This window comes from Vibrio sp. Vb1574, assembly GCF_033338675.1.
Map to the genome: position 1 here is coordinate 40,124 of NZ_JAWOTC010000019.1, position 24,052 is coordinate 64,175.

At 43.2% G+C, this 24,052-nt stretch carries 19 protein-coding genes; 9 read left to right on the forward strand and 10 right to left on the reverse strand.

Translation table 11 applies throughout. From position 1 onward, the window contains the following. Positions 1-19 precede the first annotated feature (19 nt). Positions 20-694 (reverse strand): inovirus Gp2 family protein, encoded by a 675-nt coding sequence (locus R7O12_RS13590; protein WP_318125999.1) that lies wholly within the window; start codon positions 692-694, stop codon positions 20-22. Between the two features lie 65 nt (positions 695-759). After that, a complete protein-coding gene (locus R7O12_RS13595) occupies positions 760-1,395 on the reverse strand; it encodes an inovirus Gp2 family protein (RefSeq protein ID WP_318126000.1) in 636 nt (211 codons plus the stop codon). 506 nt (positions 1,396-1,901) lie between these two features. Between R7O12_RS13595 and R7O12_RS13600 the strand changes: the two genes are divergently transcribed. From R7O12_RS13600 to R7O12_RS13610, 3 genes are all read left to right on the forward strand, one after another. Continuing rightward, positions 1,902-3,092, forward strand: coding sequence for a hypothetical protein (locus R7O12_RS13600; protein ID WP_318126002.1), 1,191 nt, complete (start codon positions 1,902-1,904; stop codon positions 3,090-3,092). A gap of 939 nt (positions 3,093-4,031) precedes the next feature. Continuing rightward, positions 4,032-4,583: an Ig-like domain-containing protein gene (locus R7O12_RS13605; RefSeq protein WP_246543041.1), complete on the forward strand. Its 552-nt coding sequence runs from the start codon at positions 4,032-4,034 to the stop codon at positions 4,581-4,583. Between the two features lie 3 nt (positions 4,584-4,586). After that, positions 4,587-5,726 (forward strand): lipase family protein, encoded by a 1,140-nt coding sequence (locus R7O12_RS13610; protein ID WP_005383744.1) that lies wholly within the window; start codon positions 4,587-4,589, stop codon positions 5,724-5,726. Positions 5,727-5,847: 121 nt separating this feature from the next. Here the strand turns inward: R7O12_RS13610 and R7O12_RS13615 are convergent, their stop codons facing one another. Continuing rightward, entirely contained in the window at positions 5,848-6,411 is a 564-nt protein-coding gene (locus R7O12_RS13615) for a porin family protein (protein ID WP_005381668.1), read from the reverse strand. 397 nt (positions 6,412-6,808) lie between these two features. Between R7O12_RS13615 and R7O12_RS13620 the strand changes: the two genes are divergently transcribed. From R7O12_RS13620 to R7O12_RS13635, 4 genes are all read left to right on the forward strand, one after another. Further along, entirely contained in the window at positions 6,809-7,690 is an 882-nt protein-coding gene (locus R7O12_RS13620; RefSeq protein WP_085569924.1) for a LysR family transcriptional regulator, read from the forward strand. 120 nt (positions 7,691-7,810) lie between these two features. Beyond that, a complete protein-coding gene (locus R7O12_RS13625; protein WP_005381670.1) occupies positions 7,811-9,346 on the forward strand; it encodes a bifunctional GNAT family N-acetyltransferase/carbon-nitrogen hydrolase family protein in 1,536 nt (511 codons plus the stop codon). Positions 9,347-9,550: 204 nt separating this feature from the next. Further along, on the forward strand, positions 9,551-10,138 hold the full coding sequence (locus R7O12_RS13630; protein ID WP_213886785.1) for a DedA family protein: 588 nt from the start codon (positions 9,551-9,553) through the stop codon (positions 10,136-10,138). Between the two features lie 180 nt (positions 10,139-10,318). Next, complete coding sequence (locus tag R7O12_RS13635; RefSeq protein WP_192943676.1) at positions 10,319-11,686, forward strand: Na+/H+ antiporter NhaC family protein; 1,368 nt, start codon at positions 10,319-10,321, stop codon at positions 11,684-11,686. 70 nt (positions 11,687-11,756) lie between these two features. Here the strand turns inward: R7O12_RS13635 and R7O12_RS13640 are convergent, their stop codons facing one another. The 4 genes from R7O12_RS13640 to R7O12_RS13655 form a co-directional block, all read right to left on the reverse strand. Further along, positions 11,757-12,596, reverse strand: a complete 840-nt coding sequence (locus R7O12_RS13640; RefSeq protein WP_318104972.1) for a 3-keto-5-aminohexanoate cleavage protein — start codon at positions 12,594-12,596, stop codon at positions 11,757-11,759. Further along, entirely contained in the window at positions 12,587-13,918 is a 1,332-nt protein-coding gene (locus tag R7O12_RS13645) for an aspartate aminotransferase family protein (RefSeq protein WP_318126004.1), read from the reverse strand. The genes R7O12_RS13640 and R7O12_RS13645 overlap by 10 nt, the downstream gene beginning before the upstream one ends. Positions 13,919-14,125: 207 nt before the next feature. Further along, positions 14,126-15,394, reverse strand: coding sequence for an O-acetylhomoserine aminocarboxypropyltransferase/cysteine synthase family protein (locus R7O12_RS13650; RefSeq protein WP_005381677.1), 1,269 nt, complete (start codon positions 15,392-15,394; stop codon positions 14,126-14,128). 117 nt (positions 15,395-15,511) lie between these two features. Continuing rightward, positions 15,512-16,423: a LysR substrate-binding domain-containing protein gene (locus R7O12_RS13655; protein ID WP_318126006.1), complete on the reverse strand. Its 912-nt coding sequence runs from the start codon at positions 16,421-16,423 to the stop codon at positions 15,512-15,514. Positions 16,424-16,529: 106 nt separating this feature from the next. Between R7O12_RS13655 and R7O12_RS13660 the strand changes: the two genes are divergently transcribed. Both R7O12_RS13660 and R7O12_RS13665 read left to right on the forward strand, forming a co-directional pair. Then, a complete protein-coding gene (locus tag R7O12_RS13660; protein WP_025768866.1) occupies positions 16,530-17,786 on the forward strand; it encodes a D-amino acid dehydrogenase in 1,257 nt (418 codons plus the stop codon). Between the two features lie 307 nt (positions 17,787-18,093). Beyond that, positions 18,094-19,641 (forward strand): alanine/glycine:cation symporter family protein, encoded by a 1,548-nt coding sequence (locus R7O12_RS13665; RefSeq protein WP_005381681.1) that lies wholly within the window; start codon positions 18,094-18,096, stop codon positions 19,639-19,641. Positions 19,642-19,741: 100 nt separating this feature from the next. On the opposite strand, the gene R7O12_RS13670 is transcribed toward R7O12_RS13665, so the two are convergent. The 3 genes from R7O12_RS13670 to R7O12_RS13680 form a co-directional block, all read right to left on the reverse strand. Beyond that, on the reverse strand, positions 19,742-20,332 hold the full coding sequence (locus R7O12_RS13670) for an acetate uptake transporter (protein WP_005381682.1): 591 nt from the start codon (positions 20,330-20,332) through the stop codon (positions 19,742-19,744). 182 nt (positions 20,333-20,514) lie between these two features. Next, positions 20,515-22,197 carry a chitinase gene (locus R7O12_RS13675; RefSeq protein WP_213973446.1) on the reverse strand — a complete coding sequence of 561 codons (1,683 nt, stop codon included), beginning with the start codon at positions 22,195-22,197 and terminating at the stop codon, positions 20,515-20,517. A gap of 212 nt (positions 22,198-22,409) precedes the next feature. Then, on the reverse strand, positions 22,410-23,933 hold the full coding sequence (locus R7O12_RS13680; protein ID WP_005381684.1) for a Na+/H+ antiporter NhaC family protein: 1,524 nt from the start codon (positions 23,931-23,933) through the stop codon (positions 22,410-22,412). Between the last annotated feature and the right edge of the window lie 119 nt (positions 23,934-24,052).

Consider the following 24,052-nt stretch of genomic DNA (forward strand, 5'->3'; position numbering starts at 1 on the left):
TACTCGCTCTGTATTTTTTTTAAGGTGAGTTGTGACTGCAACCAAAGCTCTTGTTGCGGTGATCGTTCCGGTTGGCAATGGGCTTCGCAATACGACTGATTCGATAGAAGAACTCGTTTAACTGTAGCGGGAACGTTTCTGTATCGGAGAATAGTTCAAAGCCCTCATTAGTAGGGGAATACGCTAACCCTGAACATGGTTGACTGTAATTAGCTTCAACCACCCTATCCCATGTCTTCCTCACTTTTTTGTAAAGAAAACGGCCCCAACCCTCTCGACCAGTACCGAAGTTTTGAAAGAGATCCCTATCAAAGAGCAAGATAAGATGATGGTGCTTGCTGGTGGATTCATTCGCCTTCGTCCAGATATATCGAATGACCGTTTGCTGATATTGATAAGTTCTGTCGGTGTATTTGTCCTTACAGAGCTCATTAGTCTCCGATTCTAAAATACGAAAGAAGTGGGCAAACACCGTTAAGTAATCGCCAATGAAGTCACTCGGTAGGTTTAGGTTGATGTGAACAGCATAGATTCTTGGGTATTGGTTTAGTACTTCAGTCAGCACTCGGTCTATCCCCTCTAGGTATTCGAAGACGAGACCATCCCCAAAGTAGTATAGTGGTTTCCCATTAAACGTTCTGTCATGAGTGATGATGTGGGCTCTTTGATGAGCCACGTTGAGTTGATGAATCATGATTGGTTCCTGTGGTTTGTTGTGATTCCCACAGGAACTGGTACTGCCGTTACTTTTTAAGGGGATTAAGAGCTAGTAGCGAAGTTTCTCATAGCCCCTCCGTATACCTTTGAATTAGGTTTAGCGAAATAACACACCCTTTTGAATAGCTCATTCTTCGATTGTTCAATATCCGATGCTTTCAGGTTTAAGCGATACACACCATTCTTACAGAAATGAACTAATGCTGGTTTCTCCTGTTTGATAGCACTGCACCACGCTTGCTTAATCAAGTCGGCTAGAGAGCCGTCTGATGCTCCTACATCCCCGAGTTGATAATAGATATCTTTGTTCAGGAAGAGTGCAACGTGGTAGTGGTACTGCTCAGAGGTATTCTTCTCTTTTGCCCAGATGTAACTTGTCTTGTTTCTCAACCCCCTTCCCCAGCTTTTCTCTTTACGTTTTATATCTACGTCCAGTTTGGCATTTAGAGATTTGAAGAATCGAGTGATGACTTTCGAATCTGCATCATCGAAATCTTCGGGTAAGTGTAGGTCTATCCGAAACACGGATAGCCTAGGGTGATACTTCAATGCTTTCTCTATCAATTGAGAAATCTTGTAGAGGTGAAACTTACGATAGAAGAATCGTTGCTTTCGTTTCGTTGGTTGAGGTAGGTCGTAGTTGTTGAATTTGTCTTCAGATGTGTACTGGTGATTCATGGTGTTGTTATCCCTATTCGTGTGTCTCTCATACACACTGGGAGTAACGTAAATTTTAGTAGTTGATGGGGTTATGTATATTACCTATACCAACAAGTTGAAAATAACTTTCACACCAAAACCATAGCATAAATCCAGATTTACCTACTAATAATTATATCAAACTCAACTTGCACCATCTATTTCACCACCCATATATTACTTTCATCATAAATCACTAACTCGAAACTTAAAGATTAATATTACATTAAATTTCAACCATGCTAATATAATGATTGACATAGCAGTAATAATTCAAGTAAATAAAATTAGTATTTGAAAGGTCAATCTCACTCACTAACTTTTTTCAAAAAAAGTTGACTAATTAAGAAAACACAGAAACGGTAAAAACCAACATAAAAACAACACGAAACCCACACTAAAAAACAAAAAACCACTGTAAATCTGCAATAAAACCTGTATATTTCTTACAACATTCCCACAAAAATCTTACGTAAGGATTCAGGATGAGTTCATATCGCTATTTAGAATTAATAAAAAAATCAACTGAAAACGAATTAAAGCGATATATTAGAATCATTGAAACAGAGCTTGGATATAGCGAAACAATTACTAGTCTTAATAATCACAAGAAAGCTAACCTTGAATTAACATTAAGTGAGTTGATTAGTAATAAATTAAGAATTGCGAGAGAAAAACTAGATAGCGGACACTTATCCGAGAGGGAAGAATATAAACTAGGCGATTGTATTGACGAGCTTTTTGCTCAATCAAGAGAGATTAGTTATGAATTTAGCAATCACATCGGATGGCTAGATAGAGAGCCAAGGGCCCTTTACTTTTTTGTTGTTATCGCTCGTGCCATAGTTGACACAGGCAACACAGAGCTTAGCTACCCTGTAACTGAATTTTCTTTCGAAGCCAAGTCAGAGTCAAAAGATCAATCCAAATCACAAAGTTTTTCAGCAGTAAAATACTTACTTAAAGACACCGACTACCTAGAGCCGCTAAGCAAAATCTGTCCAAACAAAAACCTCTCGACCTACGAGAATCTTGTTAGTGCACTAGAAGTCATCATCACATCAAGATCACCAAGGGAACAGAAAAGCACATACCGCTTACTTGAGGATATAGAAAACCTATATGAGACTGTTTTCGTTAACAGAAATGCAGATAGAAAAGCCTTTAAAACAGATGACGCTGAGTTAATCAATCGGTATTACCGATATTTAACAAAAAAATACCCATACACCGGGTTATCCATGACAGAGGATATCGATAAGCAAAAGCAAACAATCATGTGTATTTTCGATGTACTTTGTGCGACGAACGATCCAGACACGTTTAAACAGTTAGAAAACAAATTGGTTGAGAAATTCAATAGAAGTAAAAGGGACAAAGCAAAAGGTAAAGTACCAAAGACGACTAAAGAAGAAAAAACCCTAACATTCAGCGAGTCGGACTGGATGAAACTCATCGATCTTACCGGCAGCGACGCAAAAAACGAGATTAAGGCAAAATTGAAAGAGTTGATCGACAAAGAATTAGCAGATCAAAAGGATGCTAAAAAGGGTAGAGGAGATCAGGAGACGAACGGTGAAACCCAAACCCCAGACAAAAACAAAGATAGCAAGCAATCTGTCAATGAATTGTTTAACAAACCATCGTTTGGAAGACATCTTCTGAAGTACGACTAAGATTTAATTTCGTCGTTATTGAGAACAATAGGTACACCACAAGGTACACCGATTAAAATCAAACCGAATAATTGAAAACAAAATCAATGAATTAAAAATTAAGATCAACTTACGCCAGCCCACCAAACATTTGGAAAAGGCCACCCTCGGGTGGCCTTTTTTGTATCAATAACCCACTATCCACATTGTCTTCTTTTCTCACGCACTCATGCTACCTGATAGCTTTTCACGAGCATTACTGCATAACTCTGAACGTACGCCGATTTAAAAACTCGTTGAGTATTAAGTAACAGACGATACGCTCATAAATACACCACCAAAACTACACGGAAGTTCAGAAGAACTCATCCAAGGACAAAAGTGTGTCTATATGCTCTTCGATTTAAAGTGTTCTAAGTTTTTGAGTTATCAACAACTACGAGTGCTAAATCTAAGTTATAGAATTATGATGGGTTAAAGTAGAACAATTTGGGTTTATCACTAACCATCAAAAGATACTAAATAAGCCTTTTCTTTTGCTCTTGGTTATCACAATTGGCGGAAAAATAAATTATCAAGTCAATCTAGCATTACGATGTAAAGCAATAAAAATACCTCTTGACCAAGCGAATAATTAACTGTTTTCAATACGATTTCATTGTCTGAAACCTAGTATTTATAGAGTTTTTATCATTCGGTAGCTCTCGTTTATTTTGCTTTCACATTACCTGATGAAAGCCTCAAAAATCCAATACAATATAACTACCTAAGATTAGCGAAGACTGAGTGTTCCAGATTTAAACTTTATTAATTCTAATAAAAATCGGTCAAATAGATAAACATAAATCTAAAAATGTAATTTTCAAATTCACAAGTTACAGAGCAATGCAATATTAATCACATAGTTAAAATTAAATATTGTAAAAAAACACAATACATATATATTTATAGATTTTTAAAATGAAAAAAGTCGATGTGAGAAATTACTTATTTGGATTTATTACAATCATATTGTTGAGCATTAATATGAGTTTTGGAGAGAGTATATTGAATAGCGATAAAGTTAACCAATACACACCACAAATCAATGGTGTGCTAACAAAAAAAGGGAAGCCGATTAATAACCAAAAGGTTAGTCTTAGTATTGGTTTAAGCGCTTCAGGAAAATCAATAGACTTATCAACATTTACTGACAGCAATGGTCGGTTTGAATTTTCTCCTGTGTATGAGAACAAAGAGAGCGTTAAGATCCCGCTTATTGAACATTATGTAACTATTGTTTTAACCACAGAACTAGATATTGATGAAAGTGTTATTATTTGGGAAGGTTCGTTCGATGGCTATGAAATAGAGGATTACGTAAAAAACAATATGGCTAATCTAGTCTGTGATGCAGCAAACCCTCTTAAGTACTTTGCTTTTTCAATTGATGATGACGAAAACGATGACTACTACGTAAATAGTCAATGTGATTTATTTGGATATATTGACTCTGACTTATATGGAAATTAAAGAATGCAATCACTCTCACCAAAACTATCATCTAGAATCGCAGAAATCCCTTATTCTGTATTCGCAACTAATGTTCGTAACGTTAGTGGTTATATAGCAAAGTTTTTTACATTTGATCTAAGGAATGATGTCAAAAAAGGAACGACAAGTGGCTTTATGGGATTTGGTGGAATGACATCAGATTTTGTAGCGATAGGTCGAGGTAAGGGCGAGTTTGCCGATACTTTGGTATTTTCCTTCCGTGGCACTCAAGTAAACATCGGCGACATTATGACCGATGGAAACATTGGGATATCAGGTACCTCATCCGGTTACAGGGTACATGCAGGTTTTGTAAATCTCTTCAATACGATAAAGCCACAACTTGCAGCATACATCGCTGGTTATTCGAAAAAGAACATGAAAGCACCGAAGGCAATACACTGTGTAGGTCATAGTTTAGGTGGTGCTCTTGCTTCATTAGCGGCAGATTGGGTGAAGAGTCAGTACGGCTATAGCGTACATCTATATACTTTTGGCGCACCAAAAGTTGGCTTTAAACCATACGCAAGAAGGGAGTTAGATTCTTCCTATCGCTGCACTCATGGCGCAGATCCAGTTCCTATGTCTCCTCTTTGGCCATTTACTCACGGTGGTATTGAGTATCGGCTAGATGGAAGTTCTGGCATCTACTTCTGCGCTCATGGACTAGGAAAAAAATCTGTTCCGGGTTATGTCAATACCGCTACAAGTAATGAGTGGTCGGCACTACAACCCAAATCTCAAGCTTACCTAGAACGCAACGTATTTCTTGACTTCAACAATAGATATAATGCTCGGATGACTGATGGTTGGGTAAGTAAAATAGTCTCTTCAATTTTGACCTTATTAAGAATTTCAGGTCTGGGTCATATAATACAACAAATAGCAACTGTAGGCCTTACTGCTTGGGATCAACTAGCTAAAGCTATGGCGTACATCTCAAAACTAAAAAACGAGTATACAGAACACGTTCGCGGTATTTTAGGTCACATGAATGTAATGTCAGGTAGCGCAGCGATCGACCTATCGAGTATTACTTATAGAGTGATAAAACTTTGTTTTTCGAGACTAGTAAGAAGGTTAGATAGTCATGTTAGAAATGCTCTAAATATAGTAGAGTGACAGTAAAAGGCACGAACAATTATTCTAAAAAACGCTCTATTATCCTCAATTAGATTGAGTTCAGAAAAAGCGAAGCTATTTAGGCTTCGCTTTTTATTAGGGCTTAGAGTTGTTAACAATATTAAAATCTATATTCCACACCTAGTGATGCTTGGTTAAAGTCTGTTTCCGTGTTTGCACCGTTCGCGACATTCTCCGCATTGAGTTCTACGTCGTACCACATATATTCTGCGTTAACTAAGAAGTTATCAGTAACTTTAAAACCAACACCGGCACCAGCGAATACACCTTCATCATCTTTGTTGCCTTGGAAGCCAGCAACGTTGTAATCCGTCGAGTACCACATTTGACCGCCTTTTGCGTAAAGGTCGACACGATCAGCAATAGGGGCTGTAACTTTTAGAGCTGCTGTATAGCCGTCCGTTTCGGCATTTGCTAGGTTATTACCATAGCTACCGAAATCAATGTAACCACCTTCCAACGCTAAGTAAGGATTAAAACGGTAACCAACTAAACCTTGAATAACATCGCTGTCATCATCAAAGTCATCTTGTCCATCAACTTTTAAGTAACCGTAGTTGGCGCCAACATATACACCATGATCGTTGGAGTCCGCAGCATGTGATAAAGTACTAAACGTTGCTAAAGAAAAAAGGCTAATCAAAGTAACAACATTGCTTTTCATTTCGTTCTCCTAATATAAGTTCCATTGAAGGTTCGAATAGTAAAGAGCAAATGCAATGCCAACTTTAAATTAATGAAAAATATATTTAATTTTATAGAATACTGACAATCCTCTAAAGATCGCCGAACAAAAATAGAAAAAAGAGCTGTCTGTTTACTATATATAAACAATACTAAATTGAGGTTAATCGCTGATGTGAAAAAGATTCTTGTTAATTTGTAGATTTTTCAAAGAAATTAAATAAACATCTAAAATACTCTTGTAGATTAATCCGTCAAAAAACGCTTAGCTAGTTTTTATAAGAAAGGAAGCTAATCACACATACGTTGCATCTTACTTTGCTTCAAGCCGTGAATATTCTACTCTTTGCCTAAGCAGAGTTTAATGGAACTGAAGTATGTTAAAAGGCAGTGAATACCCTTCTATTCGAGCATTAAGGACGTTTGTCGCGGTCTCTAATTACCTCAGTTTCTCTAAAGCAGCGGATGCACTATGTATTACGCAAAGCGCAGTAAGCAAACAAATCGCATCGCTGGAGCAATTGGTGGGTTTACCTTTAATACAAAGAGGGGCGAGTGGTATTGAGTTAACCGAAGAAGGCAAGCGTTATCTGCCGCAAGTCACAGAAGCTTTGGAGCTTATTCAGCATGCAACTGCCAACTTAATCCAGTCAGATTCAAAGCAAGAATTACTCACCGTGGACGTAACCCCTTCTTTTGCCAGTCTTTGGTTGATACCTAATATTGATGACTTCCACCAGCAACATCCTAACATCCGAGTAAGAGTCTGTACCGGGGATGGGAACGTCAAAGATTCGAGCAACGAAAGTGACTTACATATTCGCTGCCTTCCATTATCCACACATTATGAATACAGCCACTTACTGTGCGAAGAAACATTGTTATTAGTCGGTTGCACAAATGCTCCTGCAATTGAGAGTGTGCACGCTGTTAGTAATTATCCGTTTATACCTCAAATCACTCGCCCTCAGCTATGGGAGCAATTTAAAGCGGTCTACACTGTAGAATCTCCCGTTACCTATCAACCTGTAGGCGTCGAACATTTTTACCTAGCTTGCGAAGCTGTCAGAATGGGAAAAGGGCTCGCCTTGCTTCCTGATTTTATGGCGCAGTATTCGATTTTAAGAGGGGACATTCAGCATGTTCTCAACCTCTCTTTACAGAGCGGTTATGGTTATTACGTGATGATTCCAAATTATCGACTTTCAGCTAAAAAAGTAGCGGTGTTTCACGAATGGCTGAAGAGCAAGCTAAGTTAATGTTGTTTCTTTAAGCTCGTTTAGGTAAACCAAAACAACTCAAAGACTTCGGTATCTGTCTGCTCAAATTTATGGCATTCTCATCCATACTATTTAAAAAGGATAAATGGATAGTAGGATATGGACAGCAACACGCCAAGACTCTCTTTACGCACCATTGAGCCGACCGATTACCCAGAGCTCGCGGAATTAATGGACCTTGTTTTTCCTGATGTTGGTGGCTCATGGCCACGACTGACCATCATGGATCTCATTCATCAGTTTCCTGATGGACAAATCTGTATTGAGGATAACGGAAAAATAGTCGGTGCAGCATTAACCATTAAAGTGGACTACAACCGCTTTTCTCTTCCTCATCTATATACCGACATCATTACCGAAAACAACGTCATCCAAAACCAAGTGACCGGTGACGCCATGTATGGTCTCGATGTATTTGTTCACCCGGACTACCGTGGGCTGCGTTTAGGTCGCCGTCTGTATGATGCGCGTAAAGAACTTTGCCGGAGTAAGAATTTCAAAGCAATTTTAGCCGGTGGTCGCATCCCGAATTACCACAAATATGCTGACGAACTGAGCGTGGCTGAATACATCGACAAGATAAAACGCCGTGAGCTTCACGATCCTATTTTGTCTTTTCAGCTTGCAAACGACTTCGATGTCAAACGTATTATGCGTGGTTACTTGCCAGAGGACAGTGCTTCTAAAGGCTACGCAACTCTGCTGGAGTGGGATAACTTTTTCTACGAAGAGGATATTCAATCCGTACACGATGTAGAAAAAACACTGATTCGGATTGGTGTTGTGCAATGGCAAATGCGCGCCATGAATGACTTAGAGGACTTGCTCGATCAGGCTGAGTTCTTCATTTCTTCTCTTGCGAACTACAAAGCCGATTTCGCCCTATTCCCTGAATTCTTTAACGCGCCGCTGATGGGCTTGCAAAACGACCAAAATTCCGTCGAAGCAATTCGCTTTTTGGCTAGCTTTACAGAAGAGATCAAAAACCGCTTCTCGCAGATGGCAGTCACCTACAACATCAACATTATTGCTGGCAGTATGCCCGTCATCGAAGATGGCAAGTTGTATAATGTGGCCTACTTACTGCAACGAGATGGTGAAATAAACGCTCAATATAAGATTCACATCACGCCCCATGAGCAAAAAGACTGGGTGATCGACGGTGGTGACAATGTTCAGGTGTTCGAAACCGATGCAGGCAAAGTCGGCATACTGATTTGTTATGACAGCGAGTTCCCAGAGTTGGGAAGAATGCTCGCCGAGCAAGGCGCACAAATTGTGTTCGTTCCTTTCTGGACAGACACAAAAAATGGCTACCAACGAGTACGAATCTGTTCCCAATCACGAGCCATCGAAAACGAATGCTACGTTGCAATTGGGGGCAGTGTCGGCAACTTACCTCGTGTTGATAATGTCGATATCCAGTACGCACAATCTGCCGTATTCTCACCGTCGGATATCTATTTCCCACACGATGCGACCTTGACAGAAGCAAGCGCCAACACCGAAATGATAATCTTCGCTGATGTTGATTTGACTAAGTTGAAACAGCTTAATACCGAAGGCTCTGTCACCAACTTACGTCATCGCCGCCTTGATTTGTATGGCGCATTCACCAAAGCCAAAGAGTCATAAGGATCTCCCTAGTTCGCCGCTACCAAAGAGCGTGGCGGCGAGTAAAGCCAGCTGCAGGTTGATTCTGCGCAATTATCAGAGGCATGTCAGTTTTTCTCAACGGTGAGAAACAAGAATTGACCCAATAGGACATTCGGAGTATCACTCCAACTTCGTTCCGCTTTTATTAGGGGAAAGCTTTTGGAACATATTAACGAACTTCTCATGTCAATGAAGCCTTTGCTTGAGCAATACGGCTACGTTGCGCTGATTGTCAGTATATTTCTAGAAGGGATAGGTATCCCGATGCCTGGTCAATCACTGATGATCGCGGCATCTTTGCTCTCGTCAGAACAAGTCATGAACCTAAGTATGGTAATGATGGTATCGTGGCTGAGCTGCTTTTTTGGTAATACCTGTGGCTACTTAATCGGTTATTACTTTGAGGGGTGGTTAGATAAAAAAGGCTACATTTCCGGCCCGAAGATGCAAACGCTTCAATTGACTATCCAGAAATACGGCCCTACGTGCTTGGTGGTCAGCCGCTTTATTGAAGGAATGAAGCAATTTATGCCTCTTGCATGCGGTATCGCGAAAATGCCACGTAGAGAGTTTTTGCTCGGTAACGCCCTCGCGGCGACGGTTTGGGTATTGGTATTCAGCTTGTTAACTCACTTTACATTTGAACATTTAAGCGTGTTGAGCAACCTGTACACCGAATACAAATATCTGGTATGGGCATTTGCTGCTGTCTTATTTACGTGGATGGTTTTAGGTATTGTTAAACGCAAAAAAGCCAAATCAATGCAATAACGACAGTCTCTTCATTAGCGCATAACTAAAGCTCGTGGTATCAGTGAGATACGCAACACGAGCTTTTATCTTTTTCTTTACGTGTAAAATTTAAACAGCCATTTAGACGTCTAGACGTTGACAATGTAGAAATGTGATATTAGTCTGCTCTTCTCTCTTATCATTAACATTGTCGTTTACATGTCCGGTTCCCAACAAACTACTAAAACAGTTGCACCGTCTGCGGTCGCACTGATCCCATTAATTGTATTCCTTGCGCTATTTATTGGCGTAGGCACTTACTTATCTTTGCAAGGCGTGGAATTTGCCTTCTACCAGCTGCCTGCACCCATCGCGGTATTACCAGCCATCATCATTGCGTTTCTTTTAAGTAAAGAGAAACTTAACCGCTCAATCGAACACTTCATGCGTGGTGTTGGCCACCCAGACATCATCGCAATGTGTATGATCTATCTGCTTGCAGGTGCCTTTGCTGCGGTAGCAAAAGCCTCTGGTGGTGTTGATGCAACAGTGAACCTTGGTTTATCCGCTATTCCAACCAGCATGATTTTACCGGGCATTTTTCTGATTTCTGCTTTTATCGCAACAGCAATGGGGACTTCGATGGGTACCATCGCAGCCGTTGCCCCCGTAGCGTTGGGGATTGCTGAATCAGCAGGAATGAGCTTACCGTTAACCGCTGGTGTTGTGCTGAGCGGTGCTATGTTTGGTGATAACCTTTCTATCATCTCTGACACCACCATCGCGGCGACACGCTCTCAAGGTTGTGAGATGAAAGACAAGTTTAAAGAGAACATTCGTATTGCTTTACCTGCGGCGTTGATCGCGATTGCAGTGTTCGCTTTCAACAGTACAGCGACTCAAGTGCCTGCAACTGGCGATATTGAGTGGCTAAAAGTCTTGCCGTACATCACTATTTTGATCCTAGCGGTATCTGGTGTGAATGTGTTTGTGGTTCTGTCGATTGGTATCCTTTTGGCTGGCGGCGTGAGCTTGGCATCGATTGACAATTACGGACTGACTAATCTAGCCCAAGACGTTTATAAAGGCTTTGGTAACATGCAAGAGATCTTCTTGTTGTCCATGCTAATTGGTGGTTTGAGTGAACTGATGCGTCGTCAAGGCGGCCTTGCTTTCCTAACCAATTTCGTTAGCAGCCTTATCCACGCGTTTGGCTCTAGCCACTCTAAGCATGCCAACAGCCGCGCGAGTGAGCTAGGTATCGCAGGCTTGGTGTCGATGGTCAATGGCTGTACGGCAAACAACACCGTAGCCATCATTGTATCGGGCAGCGTTGCTCGCCAACTGGCGGAAGAGAATAATGTCTCTCCTCGCCGCTCAGCAAGCTTGTTAGACATTTTCTCATGCGTGGTGCAAGGCGTGTTGCCTTACGGTGCTCAAGTACTGCTGCTAGGTTCCGTATTCAACCTATCGCCACTTGAAGTAGTTGCTAATTCTTACTACTGTTTTGCATTAGCGATAGCGGCTGTTGTCGCGGTGTTTATCAAACATCCCGCTCGTCAACCCGCAGTGCAAACCGAAAACTAACGACAAATACCAAAAAGGCTCCGGTGGAGCCTTTTTACTTTCTTCTTTATTTTCCTTGCCGCGAACAGATTTACTTCAAAACTGAACGCAAACTTTGCGCACTGTGTAAAGGTATCGCGAAGCGATGCGCCACATCGCGTAGAGCTTCCACCTGAGCCGCGTTGCTGATTGCTAATTCGCCTGCCACATCGAAGTGGTTATTCTCAAACCCAACTCTCACATCGAATCCAAGTAACATCGCACTCGCTAAACAGTCTTGCTCTCGCGCGCCAAAAGCACAAATGGCACATCGAATTTCTTCCTCGACAAAACGCGCCAAATTCAAACCTCGTAAATCCCATGGCGAAGACTGTTGAGCTTGGTGATAACGCCCTAACACCACTAAGGCATGCTGATACGTTTTAGGTAACACGCCCGCATCGCGTAGTTGGAAATAACGTTCAATGTCGGTTGCATCGTAGAGAATAATTTGGCTCACGATGTTGTGCTCTGCCAACCAATGGAAAAAGGCATGCCCTTCTTTCTCACTTGCGCGATCGGGGATTAACTCCCTCAATGCGAAAGAAGCCGCTTCAGGTTTCACAGCTTTGACTAACGCCCGCTGTTGTGGCGGAGAATATAAACCCACCGCTTCTGTGGTGAGCTGAACCATCATGGTTTCTCCCACCGCTTCTTTCACGGCATGGTAAATTTCCATGTTGTCGTCGATGTCTAATGAATGACGTCCGTTGGCGTCTCTAGCATGCAAATGGATCATGGCAGCCCCTACCGTTTGACAAGCAATAGCCTCTGCAACCAGTTCGTCTGTTGTCATGGGTAAGTTGACGTGATCGTGCTTGGTTTTTCTTGCGCCGTTTGGAGCCACGATAATAGCGATAGGTTCTCGCAAATATTGGTTTGCTACTTCCATGTCTCCGCCACCTCTTTTAACGTCAGTGAGAGTTTGCCGACTAGTTCATCAATATGATGAGACTGAATAATGAATGGCGGTGCGAGCAAAATATGGTGCCCATTAACGCCATCAATCGTTCCGCCCATTGGGTAACACATTAAGCCATTTTCCATTGCTCGCTGTTTGATGCGTTTGTCTGCCAATGTGGCTTTACTCAGAGGCGCCTTGCTTTCTTTATCCGCCACCAGCTCAATGCCCATAAACAAGCCTTTACCACGAATGTCGCCAATGTACGGTAAATGGGTCAATGCAGAAGTAAGCTCATTACGCAGCAAAGCACTTTGCTGATTCACCGCCGTTAATAAATCATCTTGGAAGATGGTTTGAATGGTTGCCACGGCAGCAGCGCACGCCACAGGGTGCGCCATAAAGGTATGGCCATGTTGGAAAAAACCGCTTCCACCGGCAATAGCTTGGTAGACTCGATCATTCGCAACCACCGCGCCAATAGGTTGATAACCCGCACCAAGCCCTTTAGCCATACACACCAGATCGGGTTCTGCCTCTTCTTGCTCAAATGCAAAAAAACTGCCACTGCGTCCAACGCCACACATGACCTCATCCAAGATCAATAACACATCGTATTGGTCGCATATTTCGCGAATACGCTTGAAGTAACCTTGTGTGGCAGGCACAGCTCCAGCGGTGGCTCCCACAATGGGCTCGGCGACAAAAGCCATGACATTATCAGCCCCCAACTCAAGAATTTTTGCCTCTAGCTCATTCGCCGCTCGCAATGAGTAACCCAATTCCGACTCATGACTCTGCTGATAACGATAAGCATAGCACGGGGCAATGTAATGACTCGGATGCAAGATAGGTTTGAACGGTTCACGTCGCCATTCATTACCTCCGACAGCCAAAGCCCCCAAGGTATTGCCGTGATAACTTTGCTGACGCGCGATGAATTGCTTTTTCTCTGGCTTACCTGATTCCACGAAATACTGCCGCGCCATTTTTAGTGCCGACTCCACCGCTTCTGATCCTCCACTGACTAAGTACACATGGTTGAACTGTTCAGGCATGTGCTGACAAATCAATTCTGCTAGGCGCTCACTGTTGTCACTAGTAAAAAATCCAGTATGAGCAAATGGCACTCGCTCGATCTGTTCCAACATGGCTTTTTTAACGGCGTGATGACTGTGGCCAAGGTTTGATACCACAGCACCACCACAAGCATCGAGATACTGCTTTCCATGCTTATCGAATAGATAAACACCTTCACCTCTATCGATGATTGGTAGCGTGGCATGGCAATGACGGTGAAATACGTAAGACATTTGAGTCCCTTCCAATGTGTAATACTTGCACACATCATCAGGAACAAACCCAAACGTGACAAGAGAATAAATCTCACCCTCTATGAGCTTTTGGAATGCCACAAACCAAAAACACCAAAACCCTTGATATTTAAACAATAAAATAAAAATAGGCCAGCTTTTTTAAAGGCTGGCCTATGGGTAACCCAAAGCTAAAAACAGAATCGTTTACGCGTTTAGTGCCTGTTCTAAATCGGCTAGAATATCGTCAATATGTTCAATACCCACCGATAAACGAATCATCTCTGGAGACACACCAGCTTGTTTTTGTTCTGCTTCGCTCAATTGACGATGAGTCGTCGATGCAGGATGACAAGCCAATGATTTTGCATCGCCAATGTTCACCAAACGCTTAAAGATTTTCAAAGCATCATAAAAACGCACACCAGCGTCATAACCATCTTTTAAACCAAACGACAAAATCGCAGAAGGCTTACCTTTCATGTATTTTTCGGCGAGATGGAAGTGTTCAGAACTTGGCAATCCGGCATAACTTACCCAACTGACTTTGTCATTCTGTTCCAAGAATTCAGCCACTTTGAGTGTGTTCTCGGTATGGCGCTCCATACGCAGCGGTAACGTTTCTAGCCCTTGCATAAGCATAAATGCATTCATCGGTGATAATGCGGCTCCGGTATTACGCAGTGGTACGGTACGCGCACGCCCGATAAATGCCGCCTCACCAAACGCTTCGGTATACACCACGCCGTGGTAAGAAGGTTCTGGTTGGTTGAAAACAGGAAAGCGGTCTTTGTGCTGCGCCCAAGGGAATTTACCTGAATCCACAATCACGCCACCCAATGTGGTGCCATGCCCACCAACGTATTTAGTGAGAGAGTGAACTACGATATCCGCACCGAACTCGATGGGTTTGCACAGCACTGGCGTCGCGACGGTGTTATCCACAATCACAGGCACGCCTTGTGCGTGAGCAAGCTCCGCCACACGTTCTAAATCGATGATATTGCCCGCAGGGTTCCCAATGCTCTCGCAGTACACCGCTTTGGTATTTTCATCAATTAATTCGGCCAAACTTTCTGGCTTGTCATCTTTAGCAAACTTCACCTGAATACCTTGATTTGGGAGCATGTGCGCAAACAAGGTATAAGTACCGCCATAAAGTTGCGGCGTAGAAACGATGTTATCGCCCGCTTGCGCTAACGTCAGAATCGCATAGTTAATCGCTGCACTCCCCGCACTCACGACCAATCCAGCAATGCCGCCTTCTAACGCTGCCATGCGTTTTTCCAGCACGTCATTAGTCGGATTCATGATGCGAGTGTAGATATTCCCCGGCACTTCCAAGTTAAACAGATCAGCACCATGCTGCGCGTTGTCAAACTCGTACGCGACTGTTTGATAAATCGGCGTCGCGACAGATTTAGTGGTAGGGTCAGTTTCGTAACCAAAATGGATGGATAGCGTTTCGTCTTTCATGTTCTTCCCTGTCTTTCATCACTCAAATAGCGGCAAGAAAAGCACTTACCTTGCTTAAAACTTATATTGCCCAATTTTTCAACAAATAACGTAGGGATGAATCACAGAGATAAAACGCTATTTCGACTGTCCAAGTAACCAGTGACGAAACGTTTCTGTCGCATTCGTACGTGTGTTCATGATCAAGTAATACCCTGCATTAGCAGGAATCGGTTTGAATGGAGAAACCAAACGCTCTGTCGTCAATTCATCCTCAATCAGTGCCATTCGTGCCATCGCAATCCCAACGCCTGCTTCGGCTGCAGACATTGCCATATCCGTTCGATTAAAAAAGTGTCCGATATCGGTTTTAAAATCCAACCCCATCGCTGACGCCCAATATAGCCACTCATAGTCACGCGTCGCTTTTTCCCATGGCATCGCATCGTGTAGTAGCGTCGCCTCTTGCCATTGCTTCACTGGCATTGAGTTTTTTTGCTCACCAAACAACGTTTTTAGCCAGCCATGATCCTCAAGGTATTTTGGACTCATCACCGGTAGCAGATGCTCATCCAAAATCAGCTCCGCGTTAGCATTTCTATAAGGATGAAGACCATAGTCAATTGCGACGTCATAGTCTTTTATCTCACTATTTACCAGCGCACCTTCCGCAAAGATTTGTACTTGGATATCCGGATTATCATGATGGAAGCTTTCGAGCTTTGGGACTAACCATTTGAAAGCAAAAGAAGGCGTCAACTTCAAACGAATTTCATTGGTTTGCTTTTCTACTTTGAGCTCATCAAGCAATTTGCTCAGTTCCGAAAAGTGAAACTGCGTCGCTTGGTGTAACTGAGTGCCTTTTACGGTTAAACGAATACCGCGAGAATGGCGTTCAAATAAAGTAAAACCTAATAACGCTTCCAAATGAATAATTTGTTGGCTTATGGCACCAGTGGTGAGGTGTAAATGTCTTGCAGCACCAGTAAAGCTGTTGTACTCCGCGACTTGGCTAAATAAACACAAACCACTTATCAGATTACTTTTCATCCTTGAGCCTATAGTTTTTCTAAACGCTGTGTGTAATTTATATCGATTGTTAACAAAAGGTAAAGAAAAGAAACTGAGCACTCTGATAAATGTGTGGAGTGCATCAATGGAAGTCATCGTATTAGGCAGCGGCGTTATCGGCTTAACCTCTGCTTGGTATTTATCTCAAGCAGGCTATCAAGTTACCGTCATTGACCGCCAACCAAGCAGTGCCATGGAAACGAGCTTCGCCAATGCCGGGCAGATTTCATATGGCTATTCTTCGCCTTGGGCTGCGCCTGGTGTTCCTGTTAAAGCCATTAAGTGGTTAATGGAGGAGCATGCTCCACTTAAAATCAAACCCACTCTGAATGCCGACATGATCCGCTGGGCGAGTAAAATGGTCGCGAACTGCACCCTACCTCGCTATCAAGTTAACAAGGCTCGCATGCTTTCGATCGCTAACCACAGCCGTGTTTGCTTAGAACAGTTACGCCAAGAACACGCCATTGAGTATCAAGGACGTCAGTTTGGGACCTTGCAAGTATTCCGAACACATCAACAGCTGCAAGCCATTGAAAAGGACATGCAGCTCCTTGAACAAAGCGGAACCCGATTTAAGCTAATGGACGTCGAACAATGTATTGAACAAGAGCCAGGGCTTGCACTTGTGAAAGACAAACTGGTTGGTGGCTTGCATCTACCTGATGACGAAACGGGCGATTGCCATCAATTTTGCCAACAACTAACGGAGCTTGCTAAGGCACACGGTGTCCGATTTGAATTCGATACTGAAGTAAGCAATTGGGTTACAGTAGGCAAAAAGATCATAGGTGTCCAAACGAACCGAGGACAATTTAAAGCAGACCAATATGTGGTGGCCTCTGGAAGCTACTCTACAGCGCTACTCAAGCAACTCGATATTGATATTCCGGTCTACCCTGTCAAAGGCTATTCACTCACCATCCCGATGGAAGATGAACACTTCTCTCCTCGATCTACTGTGATGGATGAAACCTATAAAGTCGCTATGACTCGATTTGATGACAGAATTCGCGTAGCTGGCACCGCAGAATTAGCAGGGTTTGATGCTTCCCTTCCACAAAAGCGCAAAAACACCATCGAAATGGTCATCCGTGATCTTTTTCCTCGTTGTGGTGACTTCAGCCAAGCTGAGTTTTGGAGCGGCTTTAGGCCAATGACGCCTGATGGCACACCAATTATCGGCGCGACTAAATACGATAACCTTTTTACTAACACCGGACACGGAACTCTGGGCTGGACGATGGCTTGTGGTTCAGGTCAATTGCTAGCAAGCGTAATGAAAGGTGAAAAAGCAAAAGTGATGGATAATGCGGAGCTTAACCTTTGTCGTTACTCCTGAGGACATGACTGAACAAAAAACAGGCAGACACTTACTCCACAAAATGCATAACCACTGGCATTTTTAACTCATCAAAATCGCAGCACATTTAAATGACAATGTGCTGCATAATTAATCATCAGGCAAATCTTCTACCTAAAAGGAGCAAATAAGCAACAAGAACCAAATTTTAACAACTACTCTCCATTCTGTGTTCATCATCACGCTACAAAGGATTTGTAGCTAAAAAAGTTAACAATTGCATTACATAAAGGGTAATGTATTGTGTGAAAAACAACCACAAACACAACTAACAGGGAAAATACTCATGCAGTCATTAGTTGATTTTCTGAATGGAATTATTTGGAGCCCGGTACTGATCTATTTGTGCCTTGGCGCAGGTTTGTTCTATTCAATCATGACGCGTTTTGTACAAATTCGTCACTTCTTTGAGATGTGGCGCTTATTACTTTCAGGGAAGAGTTCAACAAAAGGGATATCATCATTTCAGGCACTTGCCGTTTCACTATCTGGCCGTGTAGGTACAGGTAACATTGCTGGTGTTGCTGCTGCTATCGGTTTCGGTGGCCCAGGTGCCGTATTCTGGATGTGGGTCGTTGCCTTCTTTGGCGCTGCAACCGCATACGCAGAATCAACACTTGCACAAATTTATAAAGAAGAAGACGAAGGCGAGTTCCGTGGTGGCCCTGCTTACTATATTGAGAAAGCAATGGGACAAAAATGGTACGCTTGGATCTTTGCTATCGCGACCATCTTTGCTTGTGGTGTTCTACTTCCTGGCGTTCAATCGAACAGTATCGGTAACGCAGTAGAAGCCGCATTTGGCTCAGGTGACATGATTGAAACCGCTATTGGTACCTTCAGTTTTGCTAAAATTTTCACTGGTACGGTTGTTTGTGTCATTTTGGCTTTCATCATTTTTGGTGGCGTAAAGCGTATCGCGAACTTTACCCAAGTCGTTGTGCCATTTATGGCGTTAGCTTACATCATTACTGCGTTTGTCATCATCCTTCTAAACATTGGTGAGGTTCCACGCATTTTCGGCATGATCATTGGTGACGCATTCACACCAATGGCAGGCGTTGGTGCAGCAATCGGCTGGGGTGTAAAACGTGGTGTCTACTCCAACGAAGCAGGTCAAGGTACTGGTCCTCACGCAGCAGCAGCAGCGAGTGTTGATCACCCAGCTCAGCAAGGTCTTGTTCAATCTTTCTCTATTTACATCGATACACTACTTGTGTGTTCAGCAACCGCGTTCATGATTCTTATCACTGGCGCGTACAACGTAAATGGTGCGATTGAAGGTACATTCCTGGTTCAAAACCTACCAGCGGATATTGGTGCAAATGGTCCTGTGTTTACACAGATGGCGATCGAAAGCGCACTACCTGGCGTGGGTAAACCATTCATCGCAATCGCTCTATTCTTCTTCGCGTTTACGACCATTCTGGCTTACTACTACATTGCAGAAACGAACATTGCTTACATTCGTCGTACGTTCAAAGTAAATGGACTGATGTTTATTCTGAAAGTCATCATTATTTCATCCGTGTTCTACGGAACCGTGAAAACCGCCAACTTAGCATGGGCGATGGGTGATGTAGGCGTAGGACTGATGGCGTGGCTAAACATCATCGGTATTTTGATCATCTTCTTTATGTCGAAGCCTGCACTCAAAGCACTGAACGACTACGAAGAGCAACAAAAACGTGGTGTGACCGATTTTACATTTAACCCTGTTGCACTGGGCATTAAAGGCGCAGATTACTGGGAAGATAAGTACCGACGTAAAACGGGTAAAGCACCAACGGCAGACAGCAATAGCGCAGAAACTGTTGAGCAACCATCAACATAGCGTTATCACATAAATAAGAAAAAGCAGTGGTCCGATTGAGGACATAAAAAAGGGGGATTAACCAATGGTTAATCCCCCTTTCTTCATTATGAGTAGCAGCTTAGGCGATAACCGCTTCAACTTTACGAGCGATTTTTGCTTTACCTACAGGTAACACTTCACGACCAAATTCGTTGTTCAGTACTTGTGCCATTGCGAAGTAAATTGCACTTGCGCCACAGAAGATACCCTCGAAGCCAGCGATAGCACCGATCACTTCGCTACCAGTGAAATCACGAGCAGCAAGCAAGAAGAACAGGATAGTTAGAGAGCCAAATACCACTTGCTTCGCTGTTGGGTAACATAGAGAACCAATGAACATGAAACCAGTGAAGATGCCCCAAAGCGCTAGGTACCAACCCATAAAGCTTGCAGGGCTTGCAGGAAGACCCATGTGAGGCATTACGATTAGACCAACCAATGTTAGCCAAAATAGACCGTAAGAAGTAAACGCAGTTGTGCCGAATGTATCACCGCGTTTAAAGCACATGATGCCAACGATTACTTGGCTAAGGCCACCGTAAAAGATGCCCATCGCTAGAATCATAGAGTCAATTGGGAAAAATCCTGCATTATGAATATTGAGCAGAATAGTGGTCATACCGAAACCCATAAGACCTAGCGGTGCTGGGTTAGCCAGTTTTGTCGACATGTACAAATACCTTTTTTCAAAAATGTTGATAAAAAATGCGCGCGAATTTTAATGGGCTCCAGAACAAAAGAGAAAAGCTGTTATTGAAAACTTAGATTCCATAAATAAACCACTACATATATAAAAAAAGACCCTGCAAAAAAGCAGAGTCTTTATAGATGGTTAGGTTGTTTTTTACTCGATCACTGACAAGAAATCTCGTCCCAGAACCAGTTGCTTTGCGTTGGGCTTTCCCACACTCCTGGGCCATTTTTCGCAACAAAACATTTGTTTTGGTACGTCACTTTATCGCCGTTAGCGACTTGCGTTACACCCGGCTCCCACTGAATAAAATTGCCTGTCACTGGAGGTTCTGGCTCGGTTACTGGCGGCTCTGGCTCAGTCACCGGTGGTTCAGGTTCCGTTGTAGGCGGCTCCGTAGGAGTGCCTGAAACCAGCTTCCAAGGGTCTCCTTTCGTTGGCTCATTACCTTGTGACCACCATTTCGCTTCGTAAACAGCACCTTGGTAAGAAACTTGATCACCCGTGTTATATACTTTGCCAGAATCCCAAGCTGCCACACCACCTACAGGCGGATCGACCGGATCCACTGGGTCTAACTTGTCAACTACACGAACTTCTGGCCAACCCGCATGAGATTGGTAGAAGTTAGTTACACATTTCTCATAGTCACCCGCAACTAGCGCAGAGTAAGCCGTTTGGAAACCAACAAGTTCACATTCAAAAGAGTGGCCTCCCGGACGATCTGAGTAGTATTTCCAGTTCCCATCCCAGTTGGTGTACAACACGTCTGTCGCACCATTCAGATTTAAGCTGCCGTAAGGCGTCTGCTGCCAACAGGTATTGGTCTCATCGGCTTCAATTGGAATTTGATAATGAGCGGCAAGTCCTTCCCAATAGCGAATACGGTTAACAGGTTGACCTTTATCTTTGTTTTGCTCTCCACACTCAATACCACCATTGATCACGTTGATGGTGGTACCAAAGCCGTAACCAATGCCAGCATCAAGCTCACGCTGTGAAGGCACCCAAGTACGGTCAATCACATGTAGCATTGCAGGTTTCGGTGCTTGTGGGGTTAGGAAGAACCAGATAGCCGATGCCAAGTTCAGCCATGAATCCGCAACCAAGCCTGGATTTTTCAGCAATACAGATGCATCGCCATCAAACATCACTTCAGAGAACGCGCCATAGTTAAAATGGTAAGAAAGCTGTTTAGCACCACGTCCAAAATAACCTTGTCCTGGTTCACATGGCCAACGCTTATTTTGCCAGTCATTTTGACCACAACCTGTTGTGTAACCTTCTTGCCCTTCAGACCATCCCATTTCTCGCACATGAACCAAAGCTTGCTGCCACTCTTCCAACCCTAGCGGATTATCCGATACGTTATCAATCGAAATATGGCCACCGGTTTCTTGTGCAAAGTGAGCAAACGCTGTCACGATCGATTTTTTACAAATTGCATCCGAATCACGACCGTCTGTGTACTCACCACAGAATGCAGGGAACTTACCAATTGCACGTAGGAAACGCGTGTAAGTGTATTCAGGTGCCGCCATTTGAGTCAGGAAGTCCCACTCACTTTCGGGGAATACACGCTCTACACGCTTCACGTTTTCTGGGTTGGTTGTCGCCCCTGGTACAATCGCTTCAACCACTGAGTTCGGGCGTGTCTCTAATGCTTGTGACCAAATGGCATACATAGGATCAGAAGTTTTGCTTTGCTCTACGGCTTGAACGTCACCACGAGCAATAACATAACCATTCGGATTTTGCGGATCGGGCTGAATATTCATACTCGCATTCACTTGTGCTGCTAAGACACAACTCAATGCAAGAGGAAGATGTTTGAGTGCAAACATGTCTAGTCTCCGGATTTCAACAATACAATATACGAGGAATAACTAGACATATAGTGGATCATATATACGAAACACCGAGCCAAGTACGTTGATTCTGCGAGACAAAATGAATAAATAGGTCCTCACACACATTTTGTCACAAGAAAAATGTTACCTTGACTCAAAAGAAAAGCGGAGACCCTGTGAGCCTCCGCTTTGTGATGCTTCTCTCTTTATTGTTCTGCCGAAACCACCTCTAGCTTCGCGGTTGACTTTTGTTTAGACAGCACAAAATAAACCACACACTGAGAAATAATTGCGGCAAGCACAATCACTGGTGAGGCGTTGATTCCAGCTAAAAGAAAACACCCCAATGCGATCATTCCATTGAGTAATGCGTAAGGCAATTGTGTACGGAAGTGCTCATACTGTTCACACCCCGCTCCTGTCGACGACAAAATCGTAGTTTCAGAGATGGGAGAACAGTGATCGCCAAACAAGCCACCAGATAATACCGCACCAATACAAACCAACAGTGGTGCATCAATCGCGACGGCAGTTGGGATCACTAATGGCATCATGATGGCAAACGTCCCCCAAGATGATCCCGTAGCGAACGAGATAATACCGGCCAGTAAAAACGCAACCGCTGGCAATAACCAGTAAGGGAAACCGGCTTGAGCTTGTTCAGCAATGTATGCAGCTGCACCTAATTCTTTCCCAACCGAGCTAAGCGCCCAAGCCAATACCAGAATCACCGCCACTGACATCATGTTTGACATCCCTTTCAGATAAACCTGAATACCATCCGAAAGCTTTCTTACTCCATAAAACGCCATCAGCGCAATTAAAGTGAAGGCCGCGAAGAAATATGCAGAAGAAAGTGCAGCCCTAAACGTTGATCCTGCCACTTTTTGAAATGGAAAACCGTGTGGCACGAGGATGGTACATAGAACCACCAGCATAACGAGCAAAGGTGCCCATACAAAACTAGATTTTGCATTTTTATGCGTAAACACATTCATGGACTCCTGCACTTTCCCAAAGTCGGAGCCCTGCTCTGCTAGTTGTTCAGCCTTCGCCATCGGTCCGAAATCTAATTTGAAGAAAGAGACAATCGGCACAATCGCGATCGCAAGAAAGGCGTAAAACTGATACGGGATCGCACCAATGAAAGCATCCCAATCACTCATACTGACATTCAGGGCAGTAAACTCTTTTTGAATCAATCCCATGATGTAAACGCCCCATCCGATAAAAGGGATCAAGATTGCGACGGGAGAGGAAGTAGAGTCGATAATAAAAGCTAATTTTTGGCGTGATACTTTTAACTTATCAAATAAAGGGCGAAAAACAGGGCCAACAATCAGTGGTGTACCAAGGTCTGAGAAGAAAATAACCACACCACCGAACCATGCGGACAGTTGAGCTTGGCATTTACTCGCAACCCATTGAGTAACCTTTTTAGCAAACGCCACACCACCGCCAGATTTCTCCATCAAGGCAACAAAGCCACCAATAAAGACCAAGAGCAAAATGACGCCCGCATTGTAGCTGTCAGTTAATTGCGGCAGTAGATAGCTTTTCATCAATGCACTAAACGAGTCTAGTGGCCCTTTTTCGACAAATGTCCCTTCGAGCATAGCGACACCACTCACCACACCCGCGAATAAACCAACAACGACATTTCTTGTGGTCAGCGCGAGGAAAAGAGTAATAAGGATGGGAATGAGAGAGGTAACGTCAGCCTGTTCCATAGCAATACCATTTATGATAATCAAACAATTAAAATGAATATATATTTAATTTAACCGCATGTATATATCTCTCACAAAAAAGTTGAGCCACCTCTTCACAAACTTGAAGTACAAAAAAA